Origin of the sequence: Stenotrophomonas sp. AS012628 (assembly GCF_010608305.1) — a bacterium.
In the GTDB taxonomy this organism is placed as follows: Bacteria; Pseudomonadota; Gammaproteobacteria; order Xanthomonadales; family Xanthomonadaceae; genus Stenotrophomonas; species Stenotrophomonas geniculata.
In genome coordinates this window covers 44,802-62,444 of the sequence record NZ_VMBJ01000012.1, presented here as the reverse complement: position 1 = coordinate 62,444, position 17,643 = coordinate 44,802, and the positions used below count along the sequence as shown (strand labels likewise).

Sequence of the window (17,643 nt, the reverse complement as noted above, 5' to 3'; positions counted from 1 at the left end):
AACCTCATGGGAAAACGATCAATGCAACGCGCGTGCGGCTCAGACGGCCATCAAGGCCGGCGGCCCACGCGCTCCCAATGTGCCGCTGATCCGTTGCGGCAACGTCTGCACCGCACCGCGCAACGCGCGGCACACCGGTGCCATCTGCGCCAACAGCAGCACGGCCGCCACCAGCAGGGTGATCAGCCGTGCAGCGATCAGGCAGTAATCGCAGTCCACGCCCATTTCATGATCGGCGTGTGGATCGGCAGCGGGCTTCTTTGTAGCCTCGCCGTGCGGCATCGCCGTCGCGTGATGGTCGTGTTGCCCTTCCATCGCGTGCTGCGCATGTTCTGCCTGCATTGCGTGGTCCATGGCCGCCACCGGCGCAGCGGCAGCCACGTGACCATGCGCCAGCCAGCGGCTCACCAGCGGGGCAAGCAGCACCAGCAGCATGGCAAGCCATGCCAGGGCCTGGAACCGGCGGTGGAGAACAGAACGGCGCACGTCGCCATTCTACGGGGCCATGGCCAACCTTGGACCCCGTTCAGGGTTTGCCCCCTGCGACACGGTGACGCAGGACTGTCCTCCCCCGCGCACGCCCTCCATCCAGTAGATTCATGCCATGCGTGGATGCTTTTCGCGCATCAACTCACGTACTGCGCTACCCCGTTACCGAACGACCAGTTCTCCTTTTTCACTTCCACCAGGTTGATGAACACATCCTCGCGGCGGATGCCCACCGCCGCGTGCAGGCCATCAGCGATGCCGGCATACAGCGCCTTCTTCTGCTCCAGCGTGCGCCCTTCGTTCCAGGTGATCTGGATGCAGATGAAGTCGTCGGTGCGGTCCACGCCCAGGTAGCCGGGGTCGTAGATCAGCGTGCCGGCGTCGTGCTGCTGGAAGATCTGGAAGCGGTCGTTCTCCGGCACGCCCACCGCGCGCATGGCCTGGTAGATGGCTTCGCCGACACGTTGCAGGTAGTCGGCGGATTTACCTTTGCGAAGATCGATGCGGGCGAGCGGCATGGTGGCACTCCAGCGTGGATGGGTACGGCGACAGGCTGAGACTACGCCTGCCCGGGGCGGTGGGACAGCGCAGGGATGGAACCCTCTGGCTCCATGCATGACACATTCCCGCCTGCGCGCGCCGGGTGACGGAATTGCCATGGCGGCGCCGCTCTGGAGTCGTCACGTGCACGGTCGGCAGAAGGGCGCTCTGCGCCATCAGTGATGGGCGACACAGTCGGCGGATGCTGGAGGGCACAGAACCGGAAACGCTTGGTGTGCCTGCGTGGAGTTGAGAACTTTCCTTACAGACCACCGTGATTGCGCGATCCCATGATCACCGCGCCGAGGCAGATTGCCTGGGCCGGGATTGGCGTCTCGAATAAACGAATGAACACCCATCGCTGCGATTTACGCCGCAGCAGAGAGAATGCACCGATTGCCTTCAATGGCGGCCGGTGCGTGGGGATCGACAGATCCGCCAGGCCTTCTTCTCGATGGGAGTTCGTTTGCCTTGGTACGCCAACCCGCACCGTCCGCCACCTTCACTCCGGAAGGTGGCCCCACGCCAGTGAGGGTTTCGCCATGACCAATCGCACCGCCGACCGTCCCCGCCTGCACGCCCTGATCGGCAACATCGCCGCCGACGTGCCTGAAGAGCTCGCGCACGAGATCGAGTGCGCCTTGCAGGAACAGAACCTGCCCGTGCAGTCGCCCACGTTCTTCGCCTGCCTCAATGCGATCAGCAACGCCGACGCCGATGACGGGCAACCGTGTGGCGGCCTCACCCTCGGCGCCAGCAATCACGCTTCGCTGCGCCGCTCGATGTCCGGGCTCAGCGCAGTGCTCGATCTGCTGCAGGCCGCCGACCGGGCGCGTGCCGAGGCCGGCCCGGAGGAACAGCTGGGCGCCTTCCATACCGACGGACTGATCGTGGCGGCACGGCAACTGGTGCGCGAGGCGCATCACTGCCTCTCCGGCGGCGACGCCTGACCGGCCCGGATGCGCTCCCGCTACAATCGCGCAGGAAACGCTGGGGACTGCAATGGACGCCGAACACCTGGAGTATTTCAAGGCCGCTCTGGAGGGCCGCGCAAGCGTAGGCTGGAACGTATGGTTCGCCGCCAACCAGCAGGCGCTGGCACAACAACTGAGCCGCCCTGCACTGCTGCGCTTGAAGTTCAGCAAACTGGATGAAGCCGAACGCTTGCTCGCCCAAACCAGCATCGTGCCTCGCAGCACAGCGGGCAAGCGCTACGAAATGTACTGCGCGGAGTTCGCGGCAGACGTGGTTGACGCGAACGGTCGCCCGCTGCCAGCCCTCTGGCGCGCAGCGCACGGCGGAGCCATCGGCCTGCTTGCCGATGGCGAGCGTGAGGCCGGCCAGGCGAAGCTGCTCGCGGAGTTCCGCCGCGCCCGCAAGCGCGGGCTGCAACAGGTCCACGAATGGTTGGCCGATCTGTGCTTTGAAGGCGAGATGGAACTGACCAGCGGCAATGCCGAGGTGGGCCGTGGTCTGCTTGCAGTGGTGGTGCAGGCCGGCAGCGGCCACGACCTGCTGGATGCAACGGCACTGATCGCGCGCGCGCTGTTGGACGAACACGGCTGAGACAGGGTCCGCTGCCCGTCGGCCCAGCAGAATCGCAGGCAACAAAAAAGCCCCCATTGCTGGAGGCTTCTTTCGTTCTGCAACATGGTGGGCGGTACAGGGATCGAACCTGTGACCCTTGCCGTGTGAAGGCAATGCTCTACCGCTGAGCTAACCGCCCGGTGTGTTGCTGAGCCGCTCATTATAGGGGCTTTTCAGAGGCCGTCAACAGTTTTTCACATTCGTGTTCACGGGTGTTTCCGGGGTCCGCAGCCAAGCATGGCTCGGCTCTACAGAAAGGCCCCGGTGCTACCTCACATCGTGTGGGTCGGCTTGTCCGAGCCGGTAAGTCCAGCCAGCAGGGTCTCGATCTTGTGGCGCACGCCCTCGCCTTCGGCACCGTCGGCCAGCTGCACGCCGATACCGGCGGTGCGGTTGCCCTGCGCGCCGGCCGGGGTCACCCAGATCACCTTGCCGGCCACCGGCAGGCGCTCGCTGGAATCGGGCAGGGTCAGCAACAGGAACACCTCGTCGCCCAGGAAGTAGCGCTTGGGCGTGGGCACGAAGATGCCGCCATTCTTCACGAACGGCATGTACGCGCTGTACAGCGCGGCTTTGTCCTTCACGGCCAGGGACAGGATGCCCTGGCGGGCGTTGCTGGCACTCATCGATTTCCCCTTGCGGCAGGCCGCTCGTTCACCTTGTTCCAGGCCAGCAGCAACTCGACCACCGCAAGGTCTGCGCGCACCGTGGTGCGCAGCAGGTCGCGGGTGCGGTTGGCCGCATCGAACCAGGCTGCAAGCTTGTGCAATCGCTCCGGCGTGGTCAAGGCATCGGTGCTGGCCTGGGCCAGCGCCAGGTCGGCGGCAAAGCGCAGGCGCAGCGCTGCGTTGTCGTCGCCGCACCACTTCTGCGCCAGCTCCACCGCACCGGTCTTGCCGGCGGCCAGCTGTTCCAGCTCGCGGCCAACCTCGCGGCGCAGGCTCAGGCCATCTTCGCGCAGCCAGTTGTCGGCCTGGCCGGGATGGCCGCGTGCAGCCTCCAGCGCTTCGCGCGCCGACGCCTCGCTGTGTCCCTGCTGCTGCAGCCAGGCCAGTGCTTCATGCTGCGGCGGCAGCTTGAATTCCAGGCGCTGGCAACGGCTGCGGATGGTCTGCGGCAGCCGCGCCGGGTCGCTGCTGATCAGCCACAGGTAACGGCCGGGCTGCGGCTCTTCCAGGGTCTTCAGCAGTGCATTGGCGGCCGAGCGGTTGATCGCATCGGCCGGGTCGACGATCACCACCTGTGCCACGCCGTACTGCGGGGTCAGCGCCAGCGTGTCGGTGATCTCACGCACCTGCTCGATGACGATCTCGGTGCGCAGCTTGTCGCCGCTCTTGTTCGGGATGAAGCTGACCAGCTGCAGGTCCGGGTGGGTACCCGCGGCGATCAGCTGGCGCGTGCGCGTGGCATGCGCGGCATCACCGCGCGCCAGCACGTGGTCGGCCAGCGCCAGTGCCACCTCGCGCTTACCCAACCCGGCCGGGCCGCAGATCAGCAGGCCATGACCGAGCCGGTCTGCATCGAGCGCAGCAACCGTCTGATCGAACGCGCGCTGCTGCCACGGCGAAAACGTGCTCATACGCCCTCCCCGTCCCGCAGCCAGCGCTCGACACGCGCGACCACGTCGGCCGCCACGCGTTCCTGCACCTGGCCAGCGTCGACCAGCGCGAAGCGCTGCGGATCCTGCTGTGCGCGGCTGCGGAACACTTCGCGCACGCGCTGGAAGAAATCGTCCTGCTCGCTCTCGATGCGGTCCGGCCACAGGTCGCGGCCATTGGCGCGTGCGCGGCCCACCGCCACGTCCACGTCCAGCAGCAGGGTCAGGCCCGGCAGCAGGCCCACCGCGCGTCGTTCCAGATCGGCAATCCACTGCGGATCGAGGCCGCGGCCACCGCCTTGGTAGGCATAGCTGGAATCGGTGAAGCGATCGCTCAGCACATAGGCGCCGCGCTGCAGCGCCGGCTGGATCACCTGGCGCACGTGCTGCGCGCGTGCGGCGAACACCAGCAGCAGCTCGGCTTCGGCGCTGAGCGGTTCGGCGGCGATCTCGGCATCGGGCTTCAGCACCAGGCCGCGGATGCGCTCGGCCAGGGGCGTGCCGCCCGGCTCGCGGGTCAGCACCACCTCGTGGCCGTGGCTGCGCAGGCAGTCACGGATGGCGTTGATGGCGGTGGTCTTGCCTGCGCCCTCGCCGCCTTCCAGGCTGACGAAACGCGGGTGGCGAAGCAGCGCGGGACTCATTGCGCCGAGGTCTCCTTGGTACGTTGCTGGCGCAGCTGCTGCAGGTAGCGGGCGACTGCGGCGTTGTGCTGGTCCAGGCTGGGCGAGAACACGTGCGCGCCACTGCCATCGCCCACGGCGACGAAATACAGCGCGTCGCCCGCTGCGGGTTGCGCGGCGGCCATCAGTGCATCGCGGCTGGGCATGGCGATCGGGGTCGGGGTCAGGCCCGCACGGGTATAGGTGTTGTAGGGCGTATCGGTGGTCAGGTCGCGGCGGCGGATGTTGCCGTCATACGCGGCACCGATGCCGTAGATCACGGTCGGGTCGGTCTGCAGGCGCATGCCGATCTTCAGGCGACGCATGAACACGCCGGCAATCTGCGGGCGCTCGCTGGCCAATGCGGTTTCCTTCTCGATGATCGAGGCCATCGTCAGCAGTTCGTAGGGCGTGTTGATCGGCAGGTCCGGCGCGCGGCTTTCCCAGGCTTCATCCAGCGCCTTTTCCATCGCGGCGTGGGCGCGCTTGAGCACGTCCAGATCACTGTCGCCGCGCTGGTAGACGTAGGTCTCCGGCAGGAAGCGGCCTTCCGGATGCTGTCCACCGAAGCCGAGGCGCTGCATCAGCGCGGCGTCATCAAGATTGTCGGTGGTGTGCAGCAGCGGCTCGGCGCGCTTGAGCGCGGCACGCAGCTGGCGGATGTTCCAGCCTTCGATGATGGTGACACGGTGCTGCAGCACCCTGCCGGCACGCATGCGCAACAGCAGCTCGCGCGGGGTCAGGTCGCCGCTGAGCGCGTACTCGCCCACCTTCAGCTTGCCGGCGGCATCGAGCTGGCGCGCCAGCAACTGCCACTGGGTGTCCTGGCCCTCGTCCACGCCGGCATCGCGCAGCTTGCGCAGCACGCTGTTCATGCCATCGCCGCTGGCGATGACCACACTTTCGGCGGTGGGAGTGATCGGGGCATCGGCGAAGCGGGTCTGCTGGTAGAAGAACCACGCGCCCGCGCCGGCCACGACAGCGGCCAGCACCACCACCAGCGTTACCACGAACAGACACCCGCGCTTGGCTCCCGCCATGGACTACCTCTGAACTCGATTCCGTCGTGCAGGATACCGTGCCGCTGGTGTGGGGTCATGACCGGGGTGGCACCCAACCCCGCTTCGCTCGCCGGGCATGGCCCGGCGCTACCGGGAGGGTGATGCGTCGGTAGCGCCGGGCCATGCCCGGCGGGGGCGGTCAATCAGCCTTGCTGACCGAGCGCGCGCAGCAGGCCGCGCGCCTTGGCGCGGGTCTCGTCCAGTTCCTTGTCCGGGTCCGAATCAACCACGATGCCGGCGCCGGTGCGGAAGCTCACCTCGTGGCCATCCACTTCGGCGGTGCGGATCAGGATGTTCAGGTCCAGGTCGCCATCCCGGTTCAGCCAGCCGAAGGCGCCGGTATAGGCACCGCGCGGCACCTGCTCCAGTTCGCTGATGATCTGCATGCAGCGCACCTTGGGGCAGCCGGTGATGGTGCCGCCCGGGAACGTGGCGGCGATCACCTCGCCGGGCGTGACCTCCGGGCGCAGATGGCCACTGACGTTGCTGACGATGTGGTGCACATGAGCGTAGCTCTCCACGGTCATCAGCTCGTCGACCACCACGGTGCCGGGCAGGCAGATGCGGCCCAGGTCGTTGCGTTCCAGGTCGATCAGCATCACGTGCTCGGCGCGCTCCTTGGGGTGGCCGACCAGCTCCTGGATGCGCGCGGCATCATCGTCGCCTTCGAAGCGCGGACGCGTGCCGGCAATCGGACGGGTCTGCGCATGGCCGGCATGCACCGACACCAGCCGCTCCGGCGAGGAACTGACCACGTGGCGGCCGTGCGCGCTGAACAGGCCGGCGAACGGTGCCGGGTTGGCACGGCGCAACTGCGCGTACAGCGCCTGCGGGCTGACCGGCGCGGCGAACCGGGCGCTCCAGCGCCGCGACAGGTTCACCTGGAACACATCGCCGGCGCGCAGGTAGTCGATCACCCGGCGCACGCCGTCGGTGAAGCGCTGCGGCGCATCCTCGGCCACCGACTGCGGCGGCTGCCAGCCTTGCCCGGCTTCGGGCATCGCGGCCGAAGCCAGTGCCACCAGCGCGTCCAGCAGCGCCTGCTCGCCGGCTTCGGCGATGACGAAGCTGGCATCGTTGTGATGGTCGTGCAGCACCGCAGCCGGGCAGCGCAGTGCCAGCGCGGTCGGGCGGCCGTCCTCGCGCGCACGCGCCGGCAGAACCGGTTCGATCTGGCTGGCCACTTCGTAATCCAGCATCAGCGCCCAGCCGCCACGGAACGGCAGGCTGTGGCTGCCGTCGTGCGACAGGCGCTCATGCTGCCAGGCACGGTCCAGTGCCTGCAGGAACGTGCCGGGCTGCACCACGTCGTGCAGATCGCGCACCTGGCCATCGGCGTCCAGCCGCAGGCCCTCGCCCTGCGCGGCCAGCAGCAGGCTCCAGCGGCCCTGGGCGGTGCCCGAGGCGGTGGATTCCATCAGCAGCGGGAAGCGCGCCGGGTCGTGCTGCTGCAGCGCCAGCAGATCGATCGGATGCGGCAACGGGTGAATCAGCGGTGCGTGGGTCATGGCAGCCAGTTCGGGGTATCAGATGCACGGAAGCCGCCTTGCGGCGGCTCCATGGAACGCGGAGTCGAGCATGGCTCGACGCTACAACTCGGTCAGACGCGCTTGAAGACCAGCGTGCCGTTGGTGCCGCCGAAGCCAAAACCATTCGACATCACCACGTCCACCTTGGCCTGGCGTGCTTCGTTGGGCACGTAGTCCAGGTCGCAGCCTTCGCCCGGCTGCTGCAGGTTGATGGTCGGCGGAATGACGTTGTCCTGCAGCGCCATCACCGAGAAGATCGCTTCCACGCCGCCGGCAGCGCCCAGCAGATGGCCGGTCATCGACTTGGTGGAGCTGACCATCATCTTGTAGGCGTGGTCGCCGAAGGCAGTCTTCATCGCCATGGTCTCGCCCAGGTCGCCCAGTGGCGTGGAGGTGCCGTGCGCGTTGAGGTAGCCGACCTGCTCCGGGGTCACGCCGGCGTCCTTCATGGCCATGGCCATGCAGCGGGCGGCACCTTCGCCGTTCTCGCTCGGTGCGGTCATGTGGTACGCATCGGAGCTGGCGCCGAAACCGGCCAGCTCGCAGTAGATCTTCGCGCCACGCGCCCTGGCGTGCTCGTACTCTTCCAGGATCAGGATGCCGGCGCCGTCGCCCAGCACGAAGCCGTCACGGTCCTTGTCCCATGGGCGCGAGGCCTGTTCCGGGGCATCGTTGCGGGTGCTCATGGCCTTCATCGCGCAGAAGCCGCCCAGCGCGGTCGGCGACGAGCCACGCTCGGCACCACCGACCACCATCACGTCGGCATCGCCGTACTGGATCATGCGCATCGCGGTGCCGATCGAGTGGTTCGAGGTCGCGCACGCCGACACCGCCGAGAACGACGGGCCCTTCAGGCCGGTGATGATGCTCAGCTGGCCCGGCAGCATGTTGATGATGGTCTTGGGCACGTAGAAGGGCGAGATCTTCTTGCCCTCGTGGAACTCGATGGTCTGCTCTTCGATGCCGAGCAGGCCGCCGATGCCGGCGCCGACGATGGCGCCGATGCGTTCGGCATTGGCGTCGGTGATCTCCAGGCCCGAGTCGTGCAGGGCCATGAACGAGGCACCGAGGCCGTAATGGATGAACGGGTCCATCTTCTTGGCATCCTTGCCGCTGACCCGGAATTTGCCGAACAGTTCATTGTCGGCGGTGATGTCGAATCCCTTGACCTCACCTGCAATCTTGGTGGTGAACCGATCCAGATAGGCATCAGAAACGTTGGTCAGCGGACCGATGCCCGAACGACCATGGGTGATGCCTTCCCAGCTGCTGGCCAGATCATTGCCCAACGGCGAGACGATACCCAGGCCGGTTACGACGACGCGACGCTTCATTGCTGATTCTCCTGGCCCGGATGGTTTCAACGGGCAACTCGGTTTGCTTCGGTGTGATGCTCAAACACACGGGGCCGCAACAGCGGCCCCATGGGGTGCGGTGCGCGGCGAGCGTGAACCCGCGCGCGCACTGCCGTCTGACATCAGGCCTTGACGTGGGCCTTGATGTAGTCGATGGCGGCCTGCACGGTGCTGATCTTCTCGGCTTCTTCGTCCGGGATCTCGCACTCGAATTCTTCTTCCAGGGCCATCACCAGCTCGACGGTGTCCAGCGAGTCAGCGCCCAGGTCATCGACGAACGATGCGCTGTTGGTGACTTCTTCTTCCTTGACGCCAAGCTGTTCGACGACGATTTTCTTGACGCGTTCTTCGATGGTGCTCATGGGATCTCGCTCCAGATGGAGTTGTGGTTCAAAAGTGGTCGCCATCAAAGGCGATGGCCGTGGGATAGTGTAGTGGAAACCGGCGCGGCCTTGCATCGCAGCAAAAACCTCAGCAGATCAATCACTTGCGGCGCAATCCCTGCGCCCCTTGCTTACGGCATGTACATGCCACCGTTCACATGGAGGGTTTCGCCGGTGATGTAACCGGCAGCCGGGCTGGCCAGGAAGGCCACCGCATGGGCGATGTCTTCCGGCGAACCCAGGCGTTCGAGGGCGATATCGTTGATCAGCGCGGTACGCGCTTCTTCCGGCAACGCCTTGGTCATGTCGGTGTCGATGAAGCCAGGTGCGACAACATTGACGGTGACACCGCGCGAACCGATTTCCTTGGCCAGCGACTTGCTGAAGCCGATGATGCCGGCCTTGGCGGCAGCGTAGTTGGCCTGGCCGGCATTGCCGGTCACGCCCACCACCGATGCGATGTTGATGATGCGGCCCTTGCGCGCCTTCATCATGCCGCGCATTACCGCCTTGCTGGTACGGAACACGCTGGTCAGGTTGGTGTCGATGATCGACGCCCAGTCCTCGTCCTTCATGCGCATCAGCAGGTTGTCGCGGGTGATGCCGGCATTGTTGACCAGGATCGAGATCGGGCCGAATTCCTTGGCGATGCCGTCCAGCACGCTGTCCAGCGCAGCCGCGTCGGTGACATTCAGCGCGCGGCCATGACCACCGTGGGCGGCCAGGCGCTCACCGATCGCGGCAGCGCCGGATTCGGTGGTGGCGGTGCCAATGACGGTGGCGCCTTGGGCGGCCAGCAGATCGGCGATGGCGGCACCAATGCCACGGCTGGCGCCGGTGACCAGTGCGATTTCACCCTGCAGGGGCTTGCTCATGATGTTTTCCTCAGGCTGGGGCGGCCGCCGCACCCGTGCCGCGTGCAGCGGCCACTGGTACGGTCGGCAGGAACAGGGGGATCAGGCCGACCATGCCTCGCGGGCAGCTTCGAAGTCGCCCGGCGTGGCCAGCGAACGGCCGTCGATGGCCTTGTCGATGCGCTTGACCAGGCCGGTCAGCACCTTGCCCGGGCCGCACTCGGCGATCTGGGTGACGCCACGGCCAGCCAGCGCCTGCACGCAGCCGGTCCACTGCACCGGCTGGTACAGCTGCTGGACCAGCGCGGTACGGATCGCGTCGATGCCGTCATGCACCTTGGCGTCGACGTTCTGCACCACCGGCAGCTGCGGCGCCTGCCAGGCCAGGCCGGCCATCACTTCGGCCAGGCGGTTGGCGGCTTCGCGCATCAGCGGGGTGTGCGAGGGCACGCTCACGGCCAGCTTGACCGCCTTGCGCACGCCCTTCTCGGCCAGCAGCGCCAGCGCGCGGTCGACCGCATCGGCGTCGCCACCGATCACGATCTGGCCCGGCGAATTGAAGTTGGCCGGCACCACCACCTGGCTGCCTGCCGCTTCAGCGCAGACGTCCAGCACCAGCTGGTCTTCGGCGCCGAGCACGGCGGCCATGGCGCCGACACCGGCCGGCGCGGCTTCCTGCATCAGCTGGCCGCGCAGGCGCACCAGGTGCGCACCGTCATGCAGGCTCAGCGCGCCAGCGGCAACCAGGGCGGTGTACTCGCCCAGGCTGTGACCAGCCAGCACCGACGGGCGCGGACCGCCCACGGCGTTCCAGGCGCGCCACACGCCGATGCTTGCGGCCAGCAGGGCCGGCTGGGTGTATTCGGTGCGGTTGAGCATTTCCTCCGGGCCGCCCTGGGACAGCGCCCACAGGTCGACGCCGGCACCATCGGATGCCTCGGTGAAGGCGTCACGCACCTGCGGGTGCAGTTCGGCCAGCTCGGCCACCATGCCCACAGACTGCGAGCCCTGGCCGGGGAAGACAAAAGCGAGGGTGGATAGGGTCACGCGGTCATCCGCTTGTTGCAATCGAAGCGGGCCATGATAAGGGGGAACATGCCGTGTCGTCTGTACGTGCGCGTATGCACGCGTATGGTGAATGGCTGTCGCAACACGCTGGAGATCCGGGGCCGGATGCCTCTCCATGGGAAAAAGGGATCCGGCCCCAGCCGCTGATCAGCAGAACAGCTGCAGGACGTCCAGGTCGCCGTCGGCGAGGAAATCCACGCACAGGCCCACCAGCATCAGCACGCCAGCGGTGCTGGCGCCATGGGCGATGAAAATGGAGTGGGCCAGCGCGCGCGCTGAGCGGCCCAGCTTCATGCAGACCCGGGCCAGGCTGCGCAGGCGGCCGCTGACCGCGTGCACGTGCTCGCGCACCAGCGCCTGGGCATCGCCCATCGCATCGGCCATCATCGCCTGCAGGTGCTCGGGGCGGTCGGCGTAGTACTTGGCCACGCCATAGCCGAACATCAGCCAGTCGCGGGCCTGCGCTTCGGACAGATCCATCACTTCCAGCGGATCTTCCTCGAAGTCGATGAAACCGACGTTCTCGCCATCCCAGGTGAGATTGCGCGGCAACGGCTGGCCGAAATAGGCGCCGCGCGCATGCGCTGCGGCAATGGCCAGCATCGCCGCCATCACCAGTCGGTCGCGACCTGCGTCGTCGGCTTCGCGCAGGCAGGTATTGAACGAACTGCCGTTGTCGCCGATCACCAGCGCGGCATGGCCGGTACCCAGCACGTCGGGCACGTTCACGCCCTGCGCCTGCAGTTCTGCAAGGCGACGGGCTTCGGTTTCGCGTGCGGCGTCGCCGCCACGGTGCGGCGGCGGGCGCAGGGCGTCCAGATGAAAACGACGGGCAACAAAATTGAGCAGGCCAAGGGCCAGCGCCCGGCTTCCCTTGCCGTACTGCTTCAGCCAGGCACGTTGCCCTTCGATGACGATGGGCTCAACCATGACAGGTCCTCCTTAAACGCGTTACGGCCCCAGAGGGGCCGCAACGACAAAGCTTCACGTTGTCGTAACTTGCACTATCAATAGCGCAGCAGAGCCGAACCCCACGTGAAGCCGCCGCCGAAGGCTTCCAGCAGCAGCAGCTGGCCACGTTCGACCCTGCCCGAACGCACGGCGGCGTCCAGCGCCAGCGGCACAGAGCCGGACGAGGTATTGCCGTGCTTGTCGACGGTCACCACGACCTGGTCCATCGACATGTCCAGGCGCTTGGCGGTGGCTTCGATGATGCGCAGGTTGGCCTGGTGCGGAATCAGCCAATCCAGGTCGGACTTGTCCAGGCCGTTGGCGGCCAGGGTCTCGTCCACGACCGAGTCCAGCGCCTTGACGGCGTACTTGAACACGTCGTTGCCCTTCATGTTGATGGTGCCGCCACCGTTGGCGCCGTCCTTGAAACCGCTCGAGACGCCGACCGGGTTCCACAGCAGTTCCTTCTTGCTGCCGTCGGCATGCAGGTGGGTGCTGAGGATGCCGGTCTCTTCGTCGGCCTTGAGCACGACGGCGCCAGCGCCATCGCCGAACAGTACGCAGGTGGTGCGATCGTTCCAGTCGACCATGCGGGTCAGCGTTTCGGTGCCGATCACCAGCACGTGCTTGCAGTCACCGGAACGGATGAATTTATCGGCCACGCCCAGCGCGAACACGAAGCCCGAGCAGGCTGCGTTGACGTCGAAGGCGGGGCACCCGGCCACACCGAGCTTGGCCTGGATCAGGCACGCGGTGGACGGGAAAATAAGGTCAGGCGTGGTCGTACCGACCACGATCATGTCGAGCTGCGAAGCGTCGATGCCTGCGGCTTCCAGCGCGCGCAAGGCGGCGTTGTAGCCAAGGTCGCTGGTGGTTTCGCCTTCGGCCGCGATGTGCCGTTCACGAATGCCGGTGCGCGACTGGATCCACTCGTCCGAGGTTTCGACCATTTTTTCCAGGTCGGCGTTGGTCAGGACTTTTTCCGGCAAATAGCTGCCGGTGCCCGCGATCCTCGAGTAGATCCGCTTGCTCATCATGTTTCCTGTTGCGCGGGCCGCCGATCACCGGCACGCCCGGGAAAGAAGGCAAAGGCCGCTGCCCGGAGGCAGCGGCCTTCCCGGCACATCAATCTTCTTCGACGGCCGAGGTCTTGGTCTGGATGACCTTCTTGCCGCGGTAGAAACCATCGGCAGTGATGTGGTGACGCAGATGCACTTCGCCGGTGGTCGGGTCGGTCGACAGCTGCTTGGCGCTCAGGGCGTCATGCGAACGGCGCTGGCCGCGGCGGGACGGGGTAACACGGGATTTCTGGACAGCCATGGGATTGCTCCAAACTCGGTTCGTTTTGCTTCGTCGTTTCGTCGCACAGGACGCCAGCGCCCAGCACACTTTTCGCTTTCGCCGCAGCCGCCGACGACAACCGGCTGCTATTGTTTCTTCAATGCCGCCAACGCCGCAAACGGGTTGGCCTTCTTTGTTTCTTCTTCGCTCGGCGCCCAGTCCTTGTCGACTGCTTCACCGTCGGGCGACAGCGGTACCACCGGCACCGCCAGCACCAGCTCGTCCTCGACCAGATCCAGCGGCTTCAGCTGGCCATCTTCCGGCACCAGCAACGCCTCGTATTCCTCCGGCAGGGACGATTCCTCGTCCTCGTCGCGGATCAGGCCAAGCCTCTGGGTCACCTTCACCGGCAACAGGAATCGCTGCATGCTGCGCTGACAGGTCAGCGGCAACGCGGTGTCGATGGTCAGTTCCACATAGGATACCCGCAAGACGTCGTCGCGACCGAATTCAAGCGAGTAGACGCACTCGCCGTCGGTATCTGCGACCAACCCCTGCAGGCGGGTCAATTCAGCCAGGGAGACCTGACCGTCGAAGCGCCTTCGCGCTACAACCATCCGCCAGGCATCCAGCGTTTCGGGCACGTTCGCGGACATAAGCCGCTGAATACTAAGGATCCGGGCGGCGACTGTCAAATGCCCGCCATACAGGACTTGCTGCTGGCGCTGCGGACACGCCAGACTGCCATGCCCTGCCCCGGTATTCTCGCATGTCACTGGTCCTGGCCTCCACCTCCCGCTACCGCCGCGAGCTGCTGGAACGGCTGGGCCTGCCCTTCGACTGCGCACGTCCGGACGTGGATGAGACTCCCATGAACGGGGAGGCTCCGCTGGCCCTGGCCACCCGCCTGGCCGCCGCCAAAGCGGCCGAGGTGGCGTCCCGCCACCCCGGCGCGTGGGTGATCGGTTCGGACCAGGTCGCAGACCTGAACGGCCAGCCACTGAGCAAACCGGGTACGGTCGAGGCCGCCTGTGCGCAGCTGGCAGCGATGTCGGGGCAGACCGTCCGCTTCCACACCGCCGTCTGTCTCAGCCGTGACGGAGAATCATTCACGGCCGTCGATCTGACCGAAGTCTGCTTCCGCGAACTGGAACCAGACGAAATTGCCCGCTACGTGGCCACCGAGCAACCGCTGGACTGCGCCGGCAGCTTCAAATGCGAGGGCCTGGGCATCAGCCTGTTCGACGCCATCGACAACCGCGACCCGACCGCGCTGGTCGGCCTGCCGCTGATCGCGGTATGCGGATTGCTGCGCAGGGCCGGTTTCGCGGTGCCCTGAACTGTAGAGCCGAGCCCATGCTCGGTTGCTTTTTTCGAGGCTGCCTGCATCTGAAGCAGAAGCAGAAGCAGCCGAGCATCGGCTCGGCTCTACAGGACCAGAGGACCTCAACGAACCTCGAACGGCTGCTCCTGCCACGCCTCCACACTGCCATCGCGGCCATGCAGGCGCAGCCCGAGCCAGTGCTTGCCCGGAGCCAGCGTGGTGGTATCCAACGATGCGTCGAAGCCCACCGCCGGATGCTGCGGATCGGTACTGTCCGGCCAGGTGTGGCGCACGTCGAACACACGCCCATAGCGGGCGTCACCGATCGAGCGACCATCGACCAGCACTTCGACGCGCGCCAAGCCGACACCATCCTTGAACGCCCAGCCCTTGATTGCGAGCGTGCCGGACACCTTCTCGCCATTGGACGGCGCATCCAGCCACGCCATCGCCGGCGTCACGCACGGCCCCTCTGCGCGCTGCACCGGCAGCCGGAACAGCAGGAAGCGCTGGAAACCATGATCACTGCTGACCACGCGTGGCGCAGGCATCGGCCCCACCTGATTGCAGATGGCGTGATAGCGCTCCAGCAGTTCGCGATAGCGCTGGTCGCTGGGTGACAGCACCAGCAGCATCGGCACCGTGCGCTCGCCCTCATGCAGCAGGCCCCACTGCGCCAGCTGCGCGGTGCGGCCATGCTTGTCATTGAGCGGATGCGGCAGTACCTCGATGTTGCCATTGCCCAGCTGGAAACCCAGCTCGGCGCCAACCTTGAAGTTGCCGGCCAGCACGCGCGTTCCTTCCGGCATCTGCCGCAGCTCTTCATGGACCGCAACTGCCAGTGGCTGCCAGCCGGCGAAATTGCGCGGATAGTACTTGCTGCCGGCCATCTGCTCGCGCAGTGCCGGCGTGGATGCCATCAGGTAGTAGCCGAAGGCCAGCACCATGCCCGCGCCGGCCAGCCACCAGCCGGTGCGGCGCAGCCAGCGCGGCCAGCCGTTGAGCACCACCGGCACCGCCACCAGCAATGCGAGGTAGCCCGGCAGCGGCCAGTGGAAGCTGATCCGCTCGACGTCAGTGAAGAAGCCGAGCACGAAAATGCCCAGCGTGGATACGCCGCCCACCAGGCCGAAATAGCGCCACTGCACGCGCGCACCGCCGCCGCTCCGGGTTCCTGCCAGCGCCACCTTCCACATCGCCATGCACAGGATCGGCGTGACCAGCATCGGCTGGATCACCAGGAACCACAGCCCGCCCCATTCAAACGCCCAGGGATGACGCTCGATCACCTGGAATTTCAGGCCGGCATCGTGGTTGTCCGCATTCCACGCCAGCAGTGGCAGCCATGCCAGCACGCCCACCGCCAATGCCACCCACACGCGCGGATCGGCCAGCATGCGCCGCCCCTGCGGCAATGCCAGCAACGCGATGAAACCAACGCCGATGACACCGATGAAACGGTAGTGGCTGAGTGCACCGATCAGCAGGCCCAGCGCCAGCTTCATCGCCGAGGAGGCATCCACGTTGTGCAGCAGGCGCGCACCGGCGTGCAGGCAGATCACTGCCGCCAACGCCATCGGCACGTCCGGTACCGCCAGCAGGCCCAGCGTCGCCGACAACGGCATCAACAGCGTGAGGCTGCCCGCCTGCCAACCGGCCACATTGCCGAACCAGCGCGTGGCCGTGCGCACCACCAGCAGCGGCAGCAGCGCACCGATGGCCAGGAACGGCAGGCGCAGCGCGAGCACGTGATGCCCGCCGATCTCCACGCCCAGGCGGGCCAGCCAGGCGGTCAGCCCGGGCAGATCCGAATAGGCCGCGGCCAGATGCTGGCCTTCCTGCCAATAGAACGCTTCGTCGACGAACAGCGGCAGGCGCGCGGCAACGATCAGCTTGGCCGCTGTGACCAGCGTCCATAACCAGAGAAATATCGTCCGTGCGCGCTGTTCGCCCTGCATTGCTCTATGGATAATCGAGTGGATTCCAGATCTGAGACGATCATGCCAGCTTCGTCCCCCAATCCCAGCATGCTAACCGATCAATTGCGTCAGGCCCTGCGGGAGGCACAGGATCAGGTGAACGCACTGGTACTGGGCAAGGTGCCGGAAGTCAGGCTGGCGTTCGTCGCATTGCTGTCCGGCGGCCACCTGCTGATCGAAGATCTGCCCGGCCTGGGCAAGACCACGCTGGCGCATGCGCTGGCCAGCAGCCTCGGCCTCAGCTTCCAGCGCGTGCAGTTCACCTCCGACCTGTTGCCGGCCGATGTGCTGGGCGTGTCGGTGTATGAAGCCGGCAGCCGCCAGTTCCAGTTCCACCCAGGCCCGGTGTTCACCCACGTACTGCTGGCCGACGAGATCAACCGTGCACCACCACGCACGCAGAGCGCGTTGCTGGAAGCGATGGCCGAACAACAGGTCACCCTGGACGGACAGACGCATCCGCTGCCCGACCCGTTCTTCGTGATCGCCACGCAGAACCCGGTGGACCTGTCCGGCACCTTCCCGCTGCCGGATTCGCAGCTGGATCGTTTCCTGCTGCGGCTGGCGATGGGCTACCCCAGTGCTCAGGCCGAACGCGAACTGCTGCGTGGCAGCGACCGCCGCGACCTGATCGCGCGCGCCGTACCGAAACTGGATGACACCCAGGTGCGCGCGCTGCGCGACGCGGTGAACCAGGTGCATGCCAGCGACGCGCTGATCGACTATTTGCAGGCCCTGCTGACCCGCAGCCGCCAGCACGCCGGCGTGCGCGTCGGCCTGTCACCACGCGCCGGCCTGGCATTGCTGCGTGCGGCCAGGGCACATGCCCTGCTGCTGGGTCGCGGGCATGTCGTGCCCGAGGACGTGCAGACGCTGTTCGTCGCAGTGGCTGGTCACCGGCTGGTGGCGGAAGCCGAATCCAGTTCGGGACCGGCACTGGCGCGCGCGATCCTGCAGACCGTCGCGGTGGATTGAGCGTGGCC

20 protein-coding genes and 1 tRNA gene are annotated in these 17,643 nt (G+C 66.5%); 4 read left to right on the top strand and 17 right to left on the bottom strand.

All coding sequences use genetic code 11. From position 1 onward, the window contains the following. Nucleotides 1–39: 39 nt before the first annotated feature. Nucleotides 40–435, bottom strand: coding sequence for a DUF2946 family protein (locus tag G5A07_RS07980; RefSeq protein WP_049481392.1), 396 nt, complete (start codon nt 433–435; stop codon nt 40–42). 191 nt (nt 436–626) lie between these two features. Beyond that, a complete protein-coding gene (locus G5A07_RS07975; protein WP_005408320.1) occupies nt 627–1,007 on the bottom strand; it encodes a tautomerase family protein in 381 nt (126 codons plus the stop codon). A gap of 564 nt (nt 1,008–1,571) precedes the next feature. Between G5A07_RS07975 and G5A07_RS07970 the strand changes: the two genes are divergently transcribed. Both G5A07_RS07970 and G5A07_RS07965 read left to right on the top strand, forming a co-directional pair. Next, on the top strand, nt 1,572–1,979 hold the full coding sequence (locus G5A07_RS07970) for a hypothetical protein (RefSeq protein WP_043398242.1): 408 nt from the start codon (nt 1,572–1,574) through the stop codon (nt 1,977–1,979). Nucleotides 1,980–2,031: 52 nt separating this feature from the next. Further along, on the top strand, nt 2,032–2,595 hold the full coding sequence (locus tag G5A07_RS07965; RefSeq protein WP_191863122.1) for a hypothetical protein: 564 nt from the start codon (nt 2,032–2,034) through the stop codon (nt 2,593–2,595). An 85-nt stretch (nt 2,596–2,680) separates the two neighbouring features. Here G5A07_RS07965 and G5A07_RS07960 read toward each other — a convergent pair. The 14 genes from G5A07_RS07960 to G5A07_RS07895 form a co-directional block, all read right to left on the bottom strand. Beyond that, nucleotides 2,681–2,755: transfer RNA gene (locus tag G5A07_RS07960), tRNA-Val, on the bottom strand. A gap of 133 nt (nt 2,756–2,888) precedes the next feature. After that, complete coding sequence (locus tag G5A07_RS07955; RefSeq protein WP_005412452.1) at nt 2,889–3,242, bottom strand: PilZ domain-containing protein; 354 nt, start codon at nt 3,240–3,242, stop codon at nt 2,889–2,891. Next, nucleotides 3,239–4,195, bottom strand: coding sequence for a DNA polymerase III subunit delta' (locus tag G5A07_RS07950; protein ID WP_134958057.1), 957 nt, complete (start codon nt 4,193–4,195; stop codon nt 3,239–3,241). The genes G5A07_RS07955 and G5A07_RS07950 overlap by 4 nt, the downstream gene beginning before the upstream one ends. Next, nucleotides 4,192–4,857 carry a dTMP kinase gene (tmk, locus tag G5A07_RS07945; RefSeq protein WP_019336901.1) on the bottom strand — a complete coding sequence of 222 codons (666 nt, stop codon included), beginning with the start codon at nt 4,855–4,857 and terminating at the stop codon, nt 4,192–4,194. The genes G5A07_RS07950 and tmk overlap by 4 nt, the downstream gene beginning before the upstream one ends. After that, entirely contained in the window at nt 4,854–5,915 is a 1,062-nt protein-coding gene (gene mltG / locus G5A07_RS07940) for an endolytic transglycosylase MltG (RefSeq protein WP_043398233.1), read from the bottom strand. Before mltG ends, tmk begins: the two co-directional genes overlap by 4 nt. A 164-nt stretch (nt 5,916–6,079) precedes the next feature. Continuing rightward, nucleotides 6,080–7,444 carry an aminodeoxychorismate synthase component I gene (locus G5A07_RS07935; RefSeq protein WP_010483816.1) on the bottom strand — a complete coding sequence of 455 codons (1,365 nt, stop codon included), beginning with the start codon at nt 7,442–7,444 and terminating at the stop codon, nt 6,080–6,082. A gap of 92 nt (nt 7,445–7,536) precedes the next feature. Further along, complete coding sequence (gene fabF / locus G5A07_RS07930; protein WP_019338749.1) at nt 7,537–8,799, bottom strand: beta-ketoacyl-ACP synthase II; 1,263 nt, start codon at nt 8,797–8,799, stop codon at nt 7,537–7,539. A 143-nt stretch (nt 8,800–8,942) separates the two neighbouring features. Then, nucleotides 8,943–9,182 carry an acyl carrier protein gene (gene acpP / locus G5A07_RS07925; RefSeq protein WP_005415509.1) on the bottom strand — a complete coding sequence of 80 codons (240 nt, stop codon included), beginning with the start codon at nt 9,180–9,182 and terminating at the stop codon, nt 8,943–8,945. A 152-nt stretch (nt 9,183–9,334) separates the two neighbouring features. Continuing rightward, on the bottom strand, nt 9,335–10,078 hold the full coding sequence (gene fabG, locus G5A07_RS07920; protein ID WP_005408312.1) for a 3-oxoacyl-ACP reductase FabG: 744 nt from the start codon (nt 10,076–10,078) through the stop codon (nt 9,335–9,337). A gap of 81 nt (nt 10,079–10,159) precedes the next feature. After that, entirely contained in the window at nt 10,160–11,104 is a 945-nt protein-coding gene (fabD, locus tag G5A07_RS07915) for an ACP S-malonyltransferase (protein ID WP_010483822.1), read from the bottom strand. 168 nt (nt 11,105–11,272) lie between these two features. Then, a complete protein-coding gene (locus G5A07_RS07910) occupies nt 11,273–12,055 on the bottom strand; it encodes a hypothetical protein (RefSeq protein ID WP_049481399.1) in 783 nt (260 codons plus the stop codon). Nucleotides 12,056–12,132: 77 nt separating this feature from the next. Then, entirely contained in the window at nt 12,133–13,110 is a 978-nt protein-coding gene (locus tag G5A07_RS07905) for a beta-ketoacyl-ACP synthase III (RefSeq protein WP_014036188.1), read from the bottom strand. Between the two features lie 91 nt (nt 13,111–13,201). Continuing rightward, complete coding sequence (gene rpmF, locus G5A07_RS07900) at nt 13,202–13,396, bottom strand: 50S ribosomal protein L32 (protein ID WP_005408308.1); 195 nt, start codon at nt 13,394–13,396, stop codon at nt 13,202–13,204. A gap of 107 nt (nt 13,397–13,503) precedes the next feature. After that, the gene (locus G5A07_RS07895) at nt 13,504–14,013 is read right to left on the bottom strand and encodes a YceD family protein (RefSeq protein ID WP_019659501.1); all 510 of its coding nucleotides are present in this window, start codon (nt 14,011–14,013) and stop codon (nt 13,504–13,506) included. Nucleotides 14,014–14,126: 113 nt separating this feature from the next. Between G5A07_RS07895 and G5A07_RS07890 the strand changes: the two genes are divergently transcribed. Then, nucleotides 14,127–14,696, top strand: coding sequence for a Maf family nucleotide pyrophosphatase (locus tag G5A07_RS07890; RefSeq protein ID WP_191863121.1), 570 nt, complete (start codon nt 14,127–14,129; stop codon nt 14,694–14,696). 107 nt (nt 14,697–14,803) lie between these two features. On the opposite strand, the gene G5A07_RS07885 is transcribed toward G5A07_RS07890, so the two are convergent. Continuing rightward, nucleotides 14,804–16,639, bottom strand: a complete 1,836-nt coding sequence (locus tag G5A07_RS07885) for a glycosyltransferase family 39 protein (protein WP_043398217.1) — start codon at nt 16,637–16,639, stop codon at nt 14,804–14,806. A gap of 42 nt (nt 16,640–16,681) precedes the next feature. On the opposite strand from G5A07_RS07885, the gene G5A07_RS07880 reads away from it, so the two are divergent. Continuing rightward, the gene (locus G5A07_RS07880) at nt 16,682–17,635 is read left to right on the top strand and encodes an AAA family ATPase (protein ID WP_053442580.1); all 954 of its coding nucleotides are present in this window, start codon (nt 16,682–16,684) and stop codon (nt 17,633–17,635) included. Nucleotides 17,636–17,643 lie beyond the last annotated feature (8 nt).

Excerpts from the sequence above, each read along its gene's own strand:
- fabF (WP_019338749.1), bottom strand. The coding sequence starts at position 8,799 with ATGAAGCGTCGCGTCGTCGTAACCGGCCTGGGTATCGTCTCGCCGTTG.
- G5A07_RS07965 (WP_191863122.1), top strand. The coding sequence starts at position 2,032 with ATGGACGCCGAACACCTGGAGTATTTCAAGGCCGCTCTGGAGGGCCGC.
- G5A07_RS07890 (WP_191863121.1), top strand. The coding sequence starts at position 14,127 with ATGTCACTGGTCCTGGCCTCCACCTCCCGCTACCGCCGCGAGCTGCTG.
- G5A07_RS07950 (WP_134958057.1), bottom strand. The coding sequence starts at position 4,195 with ATGAGCACGTTTTCGCCGTGGCAGCAGCGCGCGTTCGATCAGACGGTT.
- G5A07_RS07935 (WP_010483816.1), bottom strand. The coding sequence starts at position 7,444 with ATGACCCACGCACCGCTGATTCACCCGTTGCCGCATCCGATCGATCTG.
- rpmF (WP_005408308.1), bottom strand. The coding sequence starts at position 13,396 with ATGGCTGTCCAGAAATCCCGTGTTACCCCGTCCCGCCGCGGCCAGCGC.
- fabG (WP_005408312.1), bottom strand. The coding sequence starts at position 10,078 with ATGAGCAAGCCCCTGCAGGGTGAAATCGCACTGGTCACCGGCGCCAGC.
- G5A07_RS07910 (WP_049481399.1), bottom strand. The coding sequence starts at position 12,055 with ATGGTTGAGCCCATCGTCATCGAAGGGCAACGTGCCTGGCTGAAGCAG.
- G5A07_RS07880 (WP_053442580.1), top strand. The coding sequence starts at position 16,682 with ATGCCAGCTTCGTCCCCCAATCCCAGCATGCTAACCGATCAATTGCGT.
- G5A07_RS07905 (WP_014036188.1), bottom strand. The coding sequence starts at position 13,110 with ATGAGCAAGCGGATCTACTCGAGGATCGCGGGCACCGGCAGCTATTTG.
- G5A07_RS07975 (WP_005408320.1), bottom strand. The coding sequence starts at position 1,007 with ATGCCGCTCGCCCGCATCGATCTTCGCAAAGGTAAATCCGCCGACTAC.
- G5A07_RS07885 (WP_043398217.1), bottom strand. The coding sequence starts at position 16,639 with ATGCAGGGCGAACAGCGCGCACGGACGATATTTCTCTGGTTATGGACG.
- G5A07_RS07980 (WP_049481392.1), bottom strand. The coding sequence starts at position 435 with ATGCTGCTGGTGCTGCTTGCCCCGCTGGTGAGCCGCTGGCTGGCGCAT.
- acpP (WP_005415509.1), bottom strand. The coding sequence starts at position 9,182 with ATGAGCACCATCGAAGAACGCGTCAAGAAAATCGTCGTCGAACAGCTT.
- tmk (WP_019336901.1), bottom strand. The coding sequence starts at position 4,857 with ATGAGTCCCGCGCTGCTTCGCCACCCGCGTTTCGTCAGCCTGGAAGGC.
- mltG (WP_043398233.1), bottom strand. The coding sequence starts at position 5,915 with ATGGCGGGAGCCAAGCGCGGGTGTCTGTTCGTGGTAACGCTGGTGGTG.
- G5A07_RS07955 (WP_005412452.1), bottom strand. The coding sequence starts at position 3,242 with ATGAGTGCCAGCAACGCCCGCCAGGGCATCCTGTCCCTGGCCGTGAAG.
- G5A07_RS07895 (WP_019659501.1), bottom strand. The coding sequence starts at position 14,013 with ATGTCCGCGAACGTGCCCGAAACGCTGGATGCCTGGCGGATGGTTGTA.
- G5A07_RS07970 (WP_043398242.1), top strand. The coding sequence starts at position 1,572 with ATGACCAATCGCACCGCCGACCGTCCCCGCCTGCACGCCCTGATCGGC.